The sequence below is a fragment of the Mesorhizobium sp. YM1C-6-2 genome, assembly GCF_003666685.1.
Lineage (GTDB): Bacteria > Pseudomonadota > Alphaproteobacteria > Rhizobiales > Rhizobiaceae > Mesorhizobium_K.
Window position 1 is genome coordinate 194,523 of record NZ_RCIZ01000007.1, and the last position, 13,939, is coordinate 208,461.

The window sequence follows — 13,939 nt, forward strand, 5'->3', positions numbered from 1 at the left end:
CCGATCTCGTGGCTGCGGCGTCACGATGTCCGCACGAGATCGCCATGCAGATCGTCGATGAATCGGGTGTAGACGTTGCCCGCCTGAAATTCCCCATGTCTCAGACATGCCAGCAGGAAATCGCGGTTCGTGACGATGCCCTCGACCTGCAACGATTCCAGCGCGTACACCATCCGGCTAATGGCGGCGGCGCGATCAGCCCCATGCGCCACGATTTTCGCGATCATCGGATCGTAGAAGGGGGTCACCTCGTCGCCCTCGCGATAGGCGGTGTCGACGCGCACGTGATCGATATTGGCGGGCAGGCGGAAGACGTCGAGCCGGCCGGGCGAAGGAAAGAACCGCTTGGCCGGGTTCTCGGCATAGAGCCGGCACTCCATCGCCGCTCCGGTGGATTGTGGCGCGACCGCGGGCATCTTGCCACCCAGTTCGGCCAGCTGTAGCTGCATGGCGACGAGATCGAGGCCGGTCACCATCTCGGTAACCGGATGTTCGACCTGTATCCGCGTGTTCATCTCGAGGAAATAGAATTGCATCGTCTCGGCGTCGACGATGAACTCGACGGTTCCGGCTCCGGCATAGTCGGTTTCGGCGCACAGCTTCAGCGCTGCGTCGTACATCACCGTCAGCGTTTCAGTCGGCAGGCCCGGCGCCGGGGTCTCCTCGATCACCTTCTGGAAGCGGCGCTGCAGCGAACAGTCGCGCTCGAAGAGATGGATCGCCGAACCGTTGCCGAAACCGAAAACCTGGACCTCGACATGGCGGGCCGGCGAAACGTGCCGCTCGAGATAGATCGCTCCGTCCCCAAAACTGTTCTGTGCCGCCTCCTGCACCATGACCGCCTGACCGGAGAGCTGCTCTGCGCGGTCAACTTTGCGCATGCCGATACCGCCGCCCCCCGCCGACGCCTTGATGAGCAGCGGAAAGGCGACTTCACTGCCGGCTGCTTCGAGCCCGTCCAGCTCGCCGGAGAGGAAACGCCGACTGCCGGGCACCACAGGCACGCCGGCTCGCATCGCCGCCTCGCGCGCAGACTGCTTGTCTCCCATCAGGCGGATCGTCTTTGGCGACGGCCCGACCCACAGTAGTCCGGCTTCGATGACTGCTGACGCGAATTGTGCGCTCTCTGACAGGAAACCATAGCCGGGATGTACGGCACTGGCGCCGGTTTTCATGGCTGCATCCAGCAGCTTGTCCATTCGAAGGTAGCTTTTCGAGGCGGGGGATTCGCCAATGTTGATGGCCTCGTCCGCCATCTGCGTATGAAGGGCGCTGGCATCGGCGTCGGAGCAGACCGCGACGGTCTTCCAGCCGAGCGCGCGCGCGCTCCTCATAATGCGACAGGCGATCTCCCCACGATTTGCGACAAGGAGCTTGCGCATGTCAGGCATCCAGCCGAACGACCGGGTCGCCGTCGCTGACCTGATCGCCCTCCTTGACCAGTATCTCGGTCACGCGCCCGGAGTCCGACGCTATGACCGGGATTTCCATCTTCATCGCTTCGATGATTATCAGCGTGTCACCTTCCTGGACGTCGCTTCCGACCTGAACCAGGATCTTCCAGATCGACCCCGCCATTTCGCTCTCTACGGTGACTTTCGACATGTCTTGCGCCTCGATTTCGGACATCGGCCGTTGCGGAAATACGGGACCGGAAAGGTCCGGCACCAGCGAGAGAGACGCAACGTTTCCTCTAGACACCGCACGTCGTCTTGCATTAGTAGTATTAACAACAACTACGGCAATGACAAGAGGCGAATCGAAAGATGGAGAGCTCCGAAACCTCCGTAGGGCCGATCGGCGAAGGGCTGATCGAGCTGAAGCGGCTCAAGGCCAAGGCCCAGGCGATGGGCAACAAGGAGAAACTGGCCGCCCGCAAAGAGGCAGGTGTTCTCAATGCCCGTGAGCGACTGGACTACCTGCTTGATCCCGGCAGTTTCTTCGAGGTGGGGGAACTGGCCACCTCGATCCGGCCGGAGGTTCGGGACCGCACGCCGGCCGACGGCAAGGTGACCGGCTTCGGTACGATCGACGGGCGCCTGACCGGGGTCGTCTCGAACGATTTCACCGTGCTAGGCGCATCGTCGAGCGTCATCAACGGCAAGAAGATCAAGCATGTGAAGGATGCGGCGGCCAAGCGTGGTTTCCCGCTGGTCATGCTGGGCGAATCGTCAGGCGCCCGCATGCCCGACCGTATGGGCGCTGCAGGACGCGCCATACTCGGGCAGGATCCGACGGAGTTCAGACGGACGCGCGAGATGCCGCTCGTCTCAGCCTTGCTCGGCGACTGCTACGGCTCCTCCACCTGGTACGGCTGCATGTCGGACTTCGTGGCGATGCGCAAAGGCGCGACGATGGCCGTGGCCAGCAGCCGCGTCACCTCTGTCGCCATCAACCAGCCGGTCGAGCCCGAGGAACTCGGTGGCTGGAAGCTGCACACGGAGAAGACAGGACTGGTCGACTACGCCGCCGACACCGATCAGCAGGTACTCGATTTGGTGAAGACGTACCTCAGCTATCTGCCCCAAAGCGCAAGGGAAGCTCCGGCGCTGACACCCGTGCCGGAAGGCTCGAACGAGGCGGCGGCCGCCATCCTCGACCATTTTCCCGCCTCCTCCACGCAGGTCTACGACTCGAAGAAGGTCATCAACTGCATCGTAGACAGCGGCAGCGCCTTCGAGCTGAAGCCGCGATTCGGCAAATCGCTGGTCACCACGCTGGCGCGGCTCGGCGGCCGCAGCGTCGGCATCATTGCCAGCAATCCGCTGCACCGGGGCGGCGCGATCGACGTCGACTCGATGCGCAAGGCGACCAGCTTCATCGTGCTGTGCGATTCCTTCAACCTGCCGCTGATCTTCCTGGTCGATCAGCCTGGCTTCCTCATAGGAATCGACGGCGAGAAGCGCTGGGCGCCCGGCCGCATCATGAACTGGATGAATGCGCTCTCGCAGGTCACCGTGCCCCGTATCTCGCTTACCATCCGCAAGAACTTCGGTCAGGCCTATCTCAACATGGGCGGCGGGCGTCACGCCGATATCTCGGCGGCCTGGCCAACCGCGAATTTCGGCTTCATGGACCCGAAGACCGGGGTGAATATCCTGCACGGCCTGAAGCGCGAGGAGGACCCCGAGCGGTTCGACAAGCTCGTCGACCAAATCTCACAGGACAGCTCGGCCTTCGCCCTCGCCGGCCTGTTCGAGACCCAGGCGGTCATCCATCCGGCGGAAACCCGGCAGTTCCTGATCTCCGCGCTCGACGTGCAGTGCGGTTCCGGCAGCTTCGTCGGCGAGCACCATCTGGCAAACTGGCCGACGAGTTTCTGATGCAGTACGACCGCAGTCTGAAACCGTCGGGCGCAGCGCTCGACGGCCCTGCCGACCTTGCTCTCAAACGGGCATGGGACGCCGGCCAACCGGCGCTGGACGAACACGAGGCCAAGGCCGCCCTGCGCGGCATCGGCATCGCGACGCCAAGAGGAGTAAAGCTGGCGGCCGGACGCGCAGCTACCGGTTCGCTTGCCGATCTCAAGCCACCCTTCGTCCTCAAGGCGCTCTCCAGCGAGCCGATCCACAAGAGCGACATCGGCGCCATCCGTCTCGATCTCCGCGACGAGCAAGCAGTCGACGAGGCGCGGTCCGACATTGCAGCCCGGATGAAGATGGCCGGGCTTTCGCTGACCGGGTTCCTGGTCGAAGAGATGATCGCCCCGGGTTGCGAGATGATCCTCGGTGGCATGCACGATCCCAAGCTCGGGCCGATGGTCATGGTCGGAGCCGGCGGCATTTTCGCAGAAGTGCTCGGCGACGCGATTTTCGGCCTCTGCCCGATCAGCAGGGTCGATGCCGCCGAGATGGTCGAAAGCCTGAAGATCCTGCCGATCCTGCGGGGAGCGCGCGGGCGGACGCCCGTCCACATCACGCCGCTGGTCGACGCGCTTCTGGCGCTCGGGGGAGAAAACGGCCTGTTCTGGCGGCACGCCGACAAGATCCTCGAATTCGATATCAATCCGGTCATCGTGCGTGCCGACGGCATGGCCGCAGTGGACGCCCGCTTCGTTCTGAAGGCTGCATCATGAGTACCGAGCATCCATCCGCTTGCGGCCCCATCCTCGACCGCTTCCGAGCGCTTTTCACGCCGCGCAGCATCGCCGTCGTCGGCGCCTCGACCCAAGGCACGTCGGCGGGAAACCGTTTCATTCGATCCCTGAAGGCATCGGGTTATGCCGGCAAGATCTACGCCATCCATCCGAAGGCCGAGGAGATCGACGGCATCCGGGCATTCCGGAAGATTGCCGACATCCCCAACACGGTGGACTATGCCTATTTGACGGTGCCGGCGGAGAAGGTCGGGACCATTCTAGCCGATACCGGCGGGAAGCTGCGGTTCGCGCAGGTCATGGCGACCAATGAAGACGGCTCCGGTGCGGCATGGGAGGCGGAGATCCTAGCCCTCGCACGCGAGACCGACATGCGCCTGGTCGGCCCCAATTGCATGGGGACCCATTCGCCGCGCGGCGGCTACACCTTCATGGAAACCGCCTCGCTACGCGAGGGCCGCATCGGCATCGGCTGCCAGAGCGGCGGTCTTGGCATGGACATCCTGCTGCGCGGCCAAAACCTCGGGCTGAGCTACAGCGGGCTGGTCACGCTCGGCAACGCGATCGACGTCCAGCCCGCGGAGTTGTTCGAATATTACCTCGAAGACCCGGACACCGATGTGATCGGATTTTATGTGGAAGACGTGAAGGACGGCCGTCGATTCCTCGACCTCGCCCGCAGGAACAGGGGCAGGAAGCCGCTCGTCCTGATGGTCGGCGGATTGTCGAAATCCGGGCAGAAGGCAGCCGCCTCGCACACCGGCGGAATGGGCGGCAGCCGGCAGGCCTGGGAAGCGTTCGCCCGTCAGACCGGCGCGATACTCACGCCCAGCCTCGACGCATTCCTGGACGCTCTCCAGCTTTGTCTGTGGCTGCGCCCCAAGCCCGAGGCGGAGCAGCCGACCGTGACCCTGCTTGGGAACGGCGGCGGGACGAGCGTGCTGGCGACCGACGCGCTCGACGCCGCCGGTCTCGCACTGGCCGAACTCGAGCAGGCTGCCCGTGACGCCTATGCGGCGATCGAGATGCCACCCGGCGCCAGCCTGGAAAATCCCATGGACCTTCCGGCAAGCGTGCTGAAGGAAGAGGAAGGCAGGCTGATCGCGAAGCTGCTGGAGGTGGACCGCACCCTCACCTCTCCATACGCCACCCTGGTGCACCTCAATCTGCCGGTGCTCATGGCCTACCGGCACGTCAAGGATCTGCTTCCCAATCTCGTCCAGTCCATCCTCGGTCGCGCACAGCAGGAAGACACCGCACCCCACACGCTGCTGGTGCTGAGATCGGATCGGAGCGAGGAGGCGGACGGCTGGCGCCGGCGGATGCGGGCGGTGGCCCTTGAACATCGGATCCCGACATTCGACGAAGTTCCGCAGGCGATCACCGCCCTGCAATCCTATCGGCAATATGAACGTTACCTGGCAACCCGGCGCATGAGCGCGGAAAGCGCCGGCCAGGTCGGCGCGCCGGCCCACTGATTGAGCAATGTCACCTGGCGGCGACGAGGGTCGGCCGCCATCCAACGGAGCCTTCCATGACCGACAATGCAGCGACCGCCAACGCCGCCCTCTCGTATCGGGAGCGGGACATCGCCTCGGTTCTCCACCCGCAAACGAACGCGCTCAAGCATCTGAGCGTCGGGCCCACCATCATTACCGGAAGCAATGGCGTCTTCGTCACCGACGATACGGGCAAACAATATCTGGACAGCGGCGCCGGTCTCTGGTGCGCCTCGCTCGGCTATCACAACGAGCGGCTCGCCAAGGTCGCCTACAAGGCCATGTCGGAACTTGGTTATTTTCAGATATTCCGCCATGCGTCCCACAAGGCGGCGATCGATCTGTCCGAAAGGCTGCTGGAAATAGCGCCGGTGGAAATGTCCAAGGTCCTGCTGCAGTGTTCTGGATCGGAGGCGAACGACACCGGCGTCAAAATCGTCTGGTACTACTGGAACGCCCTCGGCAAGCCGGAGCGGCGCAAGATCATCACGCGCATGGGCAGCTATCATGGTTCGACCTGCGTGGCCACGAGCATGACCGGCAACGGCGCGTATCACCGTAGCTTCGGCCTGCCGTTTTCGGAATTCCTCCACACCGACTTGCCGAACCACTACCGCAATGCGCTGCCTGGCGAAACCGAACAGGAATTTTCCAGCCGTCTCGCCGACTCGCTCGAGCGCATGATCCTGGCGGAGGGGCCGGAAACCATCGCCGCATTCTGGGCCGATCCCGTGCAGGGCAACGCCGGCGCGCTCCCGCCGCCTGCCGGCTATTTCGAGAAGGTCCAGGCGGTGCTGAAAAAGTACGGCATCCTCTTCGTCGCCGACGAGGTGATCTGCGGTTTCGGCCGGACCGGCGAGATGTGGGGTTGCCAGACCTACGATCTGAAGCCCGACATGATCGCCTGCGCCAAGGGCCTGTCTTCGGGCATGCAGCCGATCTCGGCCTTGCTCATCAACGACAAGATCTTCGAAGTGCTCCGCGACGAGAGCAACCGGCTCGGCGCCTTCGTGCATGGTTTCACCTATGCGGGACATCCGGTCGCCACGGCCGTCGCGCTCGAGACCCTCAAGATCTACGAGGAGATGGACATCGTCGCGCAGGTCCAGTCCGTCGAGGGCACCTTCCTGCAAAACCTCGACGATCTGTCTTCCCACCCTCTGGTCGGAGCAACGTCGGGCTGCGGCCTCATCGGCGGGCTGGAGCTTGTCATGAACAAGGAGAGCAAGGCTCCGTTTCCCGCCGAGGCGAATCTGATCGGGACGATCGACAAATATGCGCAGCAGTTTGGCATCATCCTTCGAGTCGTGCCCAACCGGATCGCTTACTCGCCGTCTCTCATCATCGACGAGGCCGGTCTTGACGAGATGGCGCGTCGCACGCGCCAGGTTCTCGATGCGACACTCAACGAGTTGAAGCGCTTCGTTCGCTGATAGCGGGCGGTCACCAACTGGAATGCCGCTGTCGAGCGCAGGCAGCGTTCCGGCAAGCAAGAAACATCAAGAAAGAGACGCCGCCGCCCATCCACGCAGAAGCGGCCCGGTGCTTTGGCCGTTCACCGTCCGCTGTAGTGTGGCTCGCGTTTCTCGAGGAACGCCGACACCGCCTCATGATGGTCTGCGCTGTCATGGCACATGCCCTGAAAGGCAGCGCAGAGGTCGAGGAACGGCGCAAGCTCCATGTTCCGCGAGGAGCGCAGGAGACGCTTGGTCAGACGGATCGTCCGAGGCGGCTTTCGTGCGATGTCCCGCGCATATTTGAGCGCGGTCGCCATCAGCTCATCGCGCGGCACCACCTCCAGAACGATCCCAAGCCGCTGCGCTTCCTCGGCGGAGATCAGGCGGCCCCTGAACACAAGCTCGGCGGCCCGTTGATATCCCACCAGGCGCTCCAGGAACGTGACGCCGCCATCCCCCGGCACGATGCCGAGATTGACGAAGGTCGAACCAGCCACCATCGTATCAGCCGCGATGCGCATGTCGCACATATTGGCGAGATCGAAGCCAGCCCCGATCGCTGGTCCGTTGATGGCCGCGATCGACGGAACCTCCAGCCGGTCCAAGGCGAGCGGGATCTGCTGGATGCCGCGCCGGTACTTGTTCTGCACCGTGTAGACATCGCCGCCGAAAGATCCTTCACGGCTCTTCATATGTTTGACATTGCCTCCGGCAGAGAAGGCGTTTCCAGCGCCTGTCACGATCAGGACCGAGATCGATGGTTCGTTGTTGATCGCGTCCACGACCTTGACGATATCGCTGGCGAGCGCGGTACCGGTGAGCTCGTTCCTCACGTCGTCCCGATTCATGGTGAAGGTTGCGACGCCCCGTTCCACCACCAGAATGGCGTCATCGAGCGTCGGCGCGACGAACGCCGGTGACGGTGTATCGGACATGCTGGTGACCTGTTCTTTCTCGTCTTGTCGAAGCCGTAGGGAGATACGGCGGCACTTTATGCCTGGAAGAAGGGATTCGCCTCAATCGGTTGTCAGCCTTCCCGGAACAGCCGCGAAAAGCCGCTGCGTATACTCCTGCTGGGGCGCCTTGAAGATGGTTTCTACCGGCCCGCTTTCGACGACGCGGCCCGACTGCATGACCATGATGGTGTCGCAAATGTTGGCCGCGACCCGCAGGTCGTGCGTGATGAAAATCATGGAGAGGTTCAGGCGCTTCTTGATCTCGTCGAGAAGCTCGAGGATCTGTGCCTGAACGGACACGTCGAGAGCCGATACCGCTTCGTCGGCGATCAGCAGCTTGGGATCCATGATCAGCGCGCGGGCAATGGCGATACGTTGTCTCTGACCGCCGGAAAATTCGTGTGGAAACCTCGACAGTGCCTTCCGATCGAGGCCGACGAGATCGATCATCGCCTCGGATTTCTCCAGTACCTTCCGTTGCGGCTCGTTGCGCAACCTCAGGCCCTCGCCGATTATACGCCCCACGGTCCAGCGCGGATTGAGCGAACCGTAAGGGTCCTGAAATACGACCTGAAAGAGATGGCGCTTGCTTCTCAGCTGCGATCGGTTGAGCGCGAGGAGATCGGTGCCGTCGAGCCGGATAGTTCCTTCGTCGGGCTCAGACAGCCGCAGAAGCAGACGGGCGAGCGACGATTTACCCGATCCGGATTCGCCGACGATCCCCAAGGTTTCGCCCACACCGAGGCGAAGCGAGACGTTGTCCACGGCCTTCATGGAGCCGCCGCCCATAAGCGGGTAGGTTTTCGAGACGTTCTCGACCGCGACGAGTGTCGGGGCGTTCGGCGCCCCCTGTCCGCTCGTGCGATTTCTGGGTTTCGGCGATAGCGACGGCACCGCGGCCATCAGGCTTTGCGTATAGGGATGCTTCGGGGCATGAAGCACGTCGCCAACGGGGCCGCTCTCCACTGCCCGGCCGCGCTCCATCACGATTACGCGGTCGGCGATTTCCGAGACCACGCCGAAATCGTGGGTGATGAACAGAAGCCCTGTGCCATGCCGCTCCTGTATCTGCTTCATCAAACGCAGGATCTGCGCTTGCGTGGTGACGTCGAGCGCAGTTGTCGGCTCATCGGCAATGATGAGCTTCGGCTCGAGGATGAGCGCCATGGCGATCATCGCCCGCTGCCGCTGCCCGCCGGAAAGCTGATGAGGATAGGAGTTCAGGATGCGTTCCGGATCGGGAAGGTTCGTTTCCGTCAGAATCTCGCGCATCCGCTTCCAGCGCTCGGGCCTGCTCATTCGGGTGTGCTCGATGAGCACCTCCTCAATCTGCCGGCCGATGGTGAGCACGGGGTTGAGCGCCGTCATTGGCTCCTGAAAGATCATGGAGATGGCGTTTCCCCGTATCTTCCGGATGCTCTCGTCGCCGATCTGGACCAGATCGGTTCCCTCGAAAAGAATCCGCCCTTGTGCCACTCGCACATGCGGCTTGGGGAGCAGCCGCAGGATCGCCTTGCCGGTCAGCGACTTGCCCGAACCGGACTCGCCTATAACGCAGAGCGTTTCGCCCTTGTGCACATCGAAATTCAGGCCGCTTACCGCATACTGACGATCGGCGCCGCCGGGCAAAGCGATATCCAGATCCGTGACCTCAAGAACAGGCGTCATGCGGTCAGTCTTTCAGAAGCGGATTGAGGGCATCGTTCAGCGCCTCGCCGATGATGTTGATGCATAAAACCGTGATGAGGATCGCCAGGCCGGGAATAGTGCACAGCCACCATGCCGAGCGCAGGAACGTCCGTCCCGCGCCTATCATATAGCCCCAACTGAACGTGCTGCCGTCGCTGAGCCCAAGGAAGGAGAGGGCAGACTCCAGGAGGATCGCCTGCGCGACCATCAGCGAACCCATGACGATGATCGGCGCCAGGCAATTCGGCAGGATGTGCTGGAACAGGATCTGCCGGTCAGGCGCGCCCAGGCATTCAGCAGCGCGGACGAACTCGCGCTCGCGCATGGACATAAACTCAGCACGCACGAGCCTCGCCACCGGCGGCCATGACACAAACGCAACGCCGATTGCGATGGAGGTAATCGAAGGCGTCAGGACAGCCACTATCACCACGGCGAAGAGAAACGTCGGGATCGTCTGGAAGAACTCGGTGCAACGCATCAGCACATCGTCGACGATGCCGCCGTAGTAGCCGGAGACTGCGCCCACGAGCGTCCCGGCCAGCAGCGCCGCCAGGCTGGCGACGAGCGCGATCGTCAGCGACGTCCTCGCGCCGTAGATCAATCCGGCGGCGACATCACGCCCCAGGACGTCGGTTCCCAGGGGATAGGTTCCGAACGGCGGTTCGAAGGGCTTGGCGAGGACGGCGAACGGATCGTGCGGATAGAGAAACGGACCCGCCACCGCGACAACGGCGATCAATCCGATGACCAAGGTCGCCGCCGCAGCGGTTTTGTTTCTGAAAAAGCGTTCGGCCGTCGTGCTCATGAGCGCGCCTACTTCAGGTGGATTCGGGGATCGACGACGGCATAAAGGACATCGACAACGACGTTTATCAGGATGACCATGACGGAGGACACGATCAGGATGCCCGTGAGCAGGTTCAGGTCGCGGGCAAAGAGCGCCTCGTAAGCCAGCAGTCCCATGCCGGGCCATCCGAAAACGGACTCGATGATGATCGAGCCGCCGAGCATACTGCCGATCTGCACGCCCGCCATCGTGAGGATCGGGAGGAGAGCATTGCGCAGCACATGCCCATAGACGACTTTCCGCCTAGGAAGGCCCTTGGCCTCGGCGGTGACCACATAATCCATCTTCGATTGTTCGAGCAGCGACGACCGCATCAGACGGGTGTAGACGGCGATGTAGAAAAGCGAGAGCGAAACTGCCGGTAGCACCAGATGCCAGGCAATGTCCCTGACCCGCGCGAAACCTTCGTTGAACGCCGCGATATCCTCGATGCCGCTTGTCGGGAAAATCCGATATGTGATCGAAAAGATCAGGATCAGCATGAGTCCAACCCAGAACAGCGGGGTGGCGTAGCCAAGCGTGGAGACCAAGGATATCAGGCGGTCGACCGGCCTGTTGACATTGCGAGCCGCCACGATGCCGAGGACGATCCCCAGGACAATGGAGATGGCGAAACTCGTCAGCATGAGAATAACGGTCGGCCCGACCCTCGAAAGGATGAGCTCGGAAACAGCCATGTTCTGGCGGTATGAATAACCGAGTTCGAAGGTTGCGACGTTCTTGATGTAGGTCGCGAGCTGGATGAACAGCGAACGGTCCAGCCCGAACTGTTGGCGAAGCTGTTCGACGTATTCCTCGCTGGCGCCGCCCGATTCCCCTGCCATAACGTCCGCGATGTCGCCGGGGGCGAGCCTGAGCAGAAAGAAGCTCAACACCAGTATCATGAGGATCGTCGGTATGGCCTGGATCAGTCTGCGGGCTATAAAACGAACCATGAACCCGTTTCTTTCCAATCAAACCGCTGCGAGCCAAACCAACCGTACGCGACGGTCTCGCAACCGGCCGAGCCTATGCCGCCGGCGAAACCATCCCGAGACAAAATGCGTGATCGCCGCTGAGCGTGGTCACGCAGATTGCTCCAGCCTCAGACGATATCAAGCTGGGCAAAGTTGGCGTAGAGCCCAAGCGGCGACACGACCGCGTCCTTGACCCTGTCGCTCGTGACCGTGCTGAACTGGAGTTCCATGATCCAGATCGTCGGCGCCGCCTCGACGACCAGCTTCTGGAACTGGTGATAGAGTTCGGCCCGCCTGGCGGGATCCTTCTCGTTCGCAGCCTGATCCATCAAGGCGTCGGTCTCCGGCGTCGACCACTGCGTCGCATTCACGAAGACGGCGCCCGGCCGGATCGAATTCGAATGATACTCGCGATGGATTCCGGTGACCGGGTCGGCCAGATTCGAGATCCACGACAACATCATGTCGTAGTCGTAGTCGGTGTAGATCCGCTTCAACCAGGTCGGCACATCTTCGTAGCGCATGCTGGCCTTGATGCCGATCGTGTTCAGCGCCTGAATGACGTATTCCCCGAAACGCCGCCATTCCTCGCCGTAGGGCGTGGGGTCGATCGTCATCTCGAATCGTATGCCGCCTTCCTTCTCGGGGAAGCCGGCCTCGTCGAGCAGCTTCTTGGCCTGCCCCACGCGATCGGGAACATTGTAGTTGCGGACATCGCTCGTATAGAGCCCGGTCGCCGCGAAATTGGAGCTGATAGGACCGGTCGCCGGTTTGCCAAAGCCGAACCAGACGTTGTCGATGATGAACTGTCGATCGAGCGCGTATGAGATCGCCTGGCGGACTTTAACCTGGTCGAACGGCGCCCTCTTCGTATTGAAGTGCGCCTCGACGACCGGGGAGATCATTTCGTAGCCCTTCTGTGTGACCTCCATGCCCGGAACGGTCTCAAGATGGCGAACGTCCGAATAGAAGACCGCGCCGAAACCGGCGACCTGAACCTCGCCGCTCTCGATTGCGGCGGTACGCGTTCCTGCGTCCGGAATGTAGCGGAAGACCAGACGGTCGATCTTCGGCAGGCCCGGCTGCCAGTAATTCTCGTTCTTCTCAAGACGAACGAACTGCCCGCGTCTCCACTCGACAAACTTGAACGGCCCGGTGCCGATCGGCGCGTTGGCCTGTTCGTTGTCGCGAATGTCGGTCCCTTCGAACAGATGTTTGGGCACCATCGGCGCTTCGTAGCCGGAAAGCGCCGAGATCATGTAGGGCGCCGGCTTTGCGAGCTTGAAGACCGCAGTCAATTCATCAGGCGTCTCGATCGCCTCGACTTCCTTGAAATTGATGGAGCCGCGCGGGTGGAAGTTCTTGAGAACCTCGAGGATGGAAAACTGGACGTCGGCCGACGTGAACGGCTTCCCATCGTGGAAGACCACTCCCGGTCGCAATTTGAACGTCACGGTCAAGCCATCTTCCGAGACCTCGAACGACTCCGCCAGCGACGGCTTCGGCTTAAGATCGAAATCGTATTCGAGCAGACCGTCATAGATCTTCGACGCCACGAGGGAGGTGGCAAGCGCACTGCTGAGATACTGGCCGAGCGTGGAGATGTCCGGCTGGACCAGGGCGACGACAGTCTTTGTATCCTGCGCAGAAGCGATCCCCGTGAAGCCTGCCCCGGTAACCAATGCCGCGCTGGTACCCACCAGCGCCTTGAGGACTTGCCGTCGATCCGTCGACCAGTTGCCGAGCAAGCCTGAGCTAAATGCGGCTGAGTTCTTCGCGAAAGATTCCATAAGATTCCCCATTAAGCGCCGAGCGAGGATCGCCTTATGATTTGACGTTCACGACGCGTTCAGAACCGTTGCATATAGTAGCCCTGTTCGCAACTACTAAATTTCATCCAGCTGTTTCACGCCCACGTGCCGATGTTTTTGACGGCTCTCAGGAACACTTCCTCGTACGTGAATCTCGACCTGCCGACCGTTTTGACGGTCGAGTAAATGTAAATCGAGTAGACACTGCTGGGATGACGGCTGCCGCGTGAAGGGCGGCTAAAGTAGGACGACTCGTCTTTCCTGCATCGGTCACCGAGCCGTCGGTGAATGGGCACGAATTCGTCGAGGGGATAGTCATGCCGTTCGAGCTGCTACAGGCGGGCGTCATCGACGACTTGCCTGAAAGTCGTGACAAACTCGAGCCGTCTCACGATGTGGCTTTGATTGGGGAAGACGAAGCCTCTCGGTCTCGGACGACCTACGTCACTCTCAGCTGGGTTCCTGTCCAGTGAACGCCGAGACGAAAAAACGCCACGAGCCCTCCAAACGCTGAGTCCTATTGTCCCGAAACCTCATCAGGCTTCGGGACAACCAACCTTCCGCAATTTTAGATATTAGTCTGGGATCTGTTAGAGCGTGTTACGGCGAACGCGCATCCTTACGA

Annotated in this window: 11 protein-coding genes; 4 read left to right on the forward strand and 7 right to left on the reverse strand. The window is 61.8% G+C overall.

Annotated elements, in window-relative coordinates; genetic code table 11:
• Window positions 1-20: 20 nt before the first annotated feature.
• A complete protein-coding gene (locus D8676_RS18625; RefSeq protein WP_348629023.1) occupies window positions 21-1,391 on the reverse strand; it encodes a biotin carboxylase N-terminal domain-containing protein in 1,371 nt (456 codons plus the stop codon).
• On the reverse strand, window positions 1,384-1,605 hold the full coding sequence (locus D8676_RS18630; RefSeq protein WP_121582637.1) for a biotin/lipoyl-binding carrier protein: 222 nt from the start codon (window positions 1,603-1,605) through the stop codon (window positions 1,384-1,386). The genes D8676_RS18625 and D8676_RS18630 overlap by 8 nt, the downstream gene beginning before the upstream one ends.
• 161 nt (window positions 1,606-1,766) lie before the next feature.
• On the opposite strand from D8676_RS18630, the gene D8676_RS18635 reads away from it, so the two are divergent.
• Genes D8676_RS18635 through D8676_RS18650 form a run of 4 tightly spaced genes read left to right on the forward strand, consistent with a single transcriptional unit; the run spans window position 1,767 to window position 7,028 of the window.
• A complete protein-coding gene (locus tag D8676_RS18635) occupies window positions 1,767-3,323 on the forward strand; it encodes a carboxyl transferase domain-containing protein (RefSeq protein ID WP_121582597.1) in 1,557 nt (518 codons plus the stop codon).
• Window positions 3,323-4,075, forward strand: a complete 753-nt coding sequence (locus tag D8676_RS18640) for an acetate--CoA ligase family protein (RefSeq protein WP_121582598.1) — start codon at window positions 3,323-3,325, stop codon at window positions 4,073-4,075. Before D8676_RS18635 ends, D8676_RS18640 begins: the two co-directional genes overlap by 1 nt.
• The gene (locus tag D8676_RS18645) at window positions 4,072-5,574 is read left to right on the forward strand and encodes a CoA-binding protein (protein ID WP_121582599.1); all 1,503 of its coding nucleotides are present in this window, start codon (window positions 4,072-4,074) and stop codon (window positions 5,572-5,574) included. The genes D8676_RS18640 and D8676_RS18645 overlap by 4 nt, the downstream gene beginning before the upstream one ends.
• Window positions 5,575-5,630: 56 nt before the next feature.
• On the forward strand, window positions 5,631-7,028 hold the full coding sequence (locus D8676_RS18650; protein WP_121582600.1) for an aminotransferase: 1,398 nt from the start codon (window positions 5,631-5,633) through the stop codon (window positions 7,026-7,028).
• A 122-nt stretch (window positions 7,029-7,150) separates the two neighbouring features.
• On the opposite strand, the gene D8676_RS18655 is transcribed toward D8676_RS18650, so the two are convergent.
• From D8676_RS18655 to D8676_RS18675, 5 genes are all read right to left on the reverse strand, one after another.
• On the reverse strand, window positions 7,151-7,987 hold the full coding sequence (locus D8676_RS18655; RefSeq protein ID WP_121582601.1) for an enoyl-CoA hydratase-related protein: 837 nt from the start codon (window positions 7,985-7,987) through the stop codon (window positions 7,151-7,153).
• Window positions 7,988-8,068: 81 nt separating this feature from the next.
• Window positions 8,069-9,637 (reverse strand): ABC transporter ATP-binding protein, encoded by a 1,569-nt coding sequence (locus D8676_RS18660; RefSeq protein WP_348629024.1) that lies wholly within the window; start codon window positions 9,635-9,637, stop codon window positions 8,069-8,071.
• A gap of 43 nt (window positions 9,638-9,680) precedes the next feature.
• The gene (locus D8676_RS18665) at window positions 9,681-10,505 is read right to left on the reverse strand and encodes an ABC transporter permease (RefSeq protein ID WP_121582603.1); all 825 of its coding nucleotides are present in this window, start codon (window positions 10,503-10,505) and stop codon (window positions 9,681-9,683) included.
• Window positions 10,506-10,513: 8 nt separating this feature from the next.
• Window positions 10,514-11,482, reverse strand: coding sequence for an ABC transporter permease (locus D8676_RS18670; protein WP_121582604.1), 969 nt, complete (start codon window positions 11,480-11,482; stop codon window positions 10,514-10,516).
• Between the two features lie 149 nt (window positions 11,483-11,631).
• Window positions 11,632-13,293, reverse strand: a complete 1,662-nt coding sequence (locus D8676_RS18675; RefSeq protein WP_183097155.1) for an ABC transporter substrate-binding protein — start codon at window positions 13,291-13,293, stop codon at window positions 11,632-11,634.
• Between the last annotated feature and the right edge of the window lie 646 nt (window positions 13,294-13,939).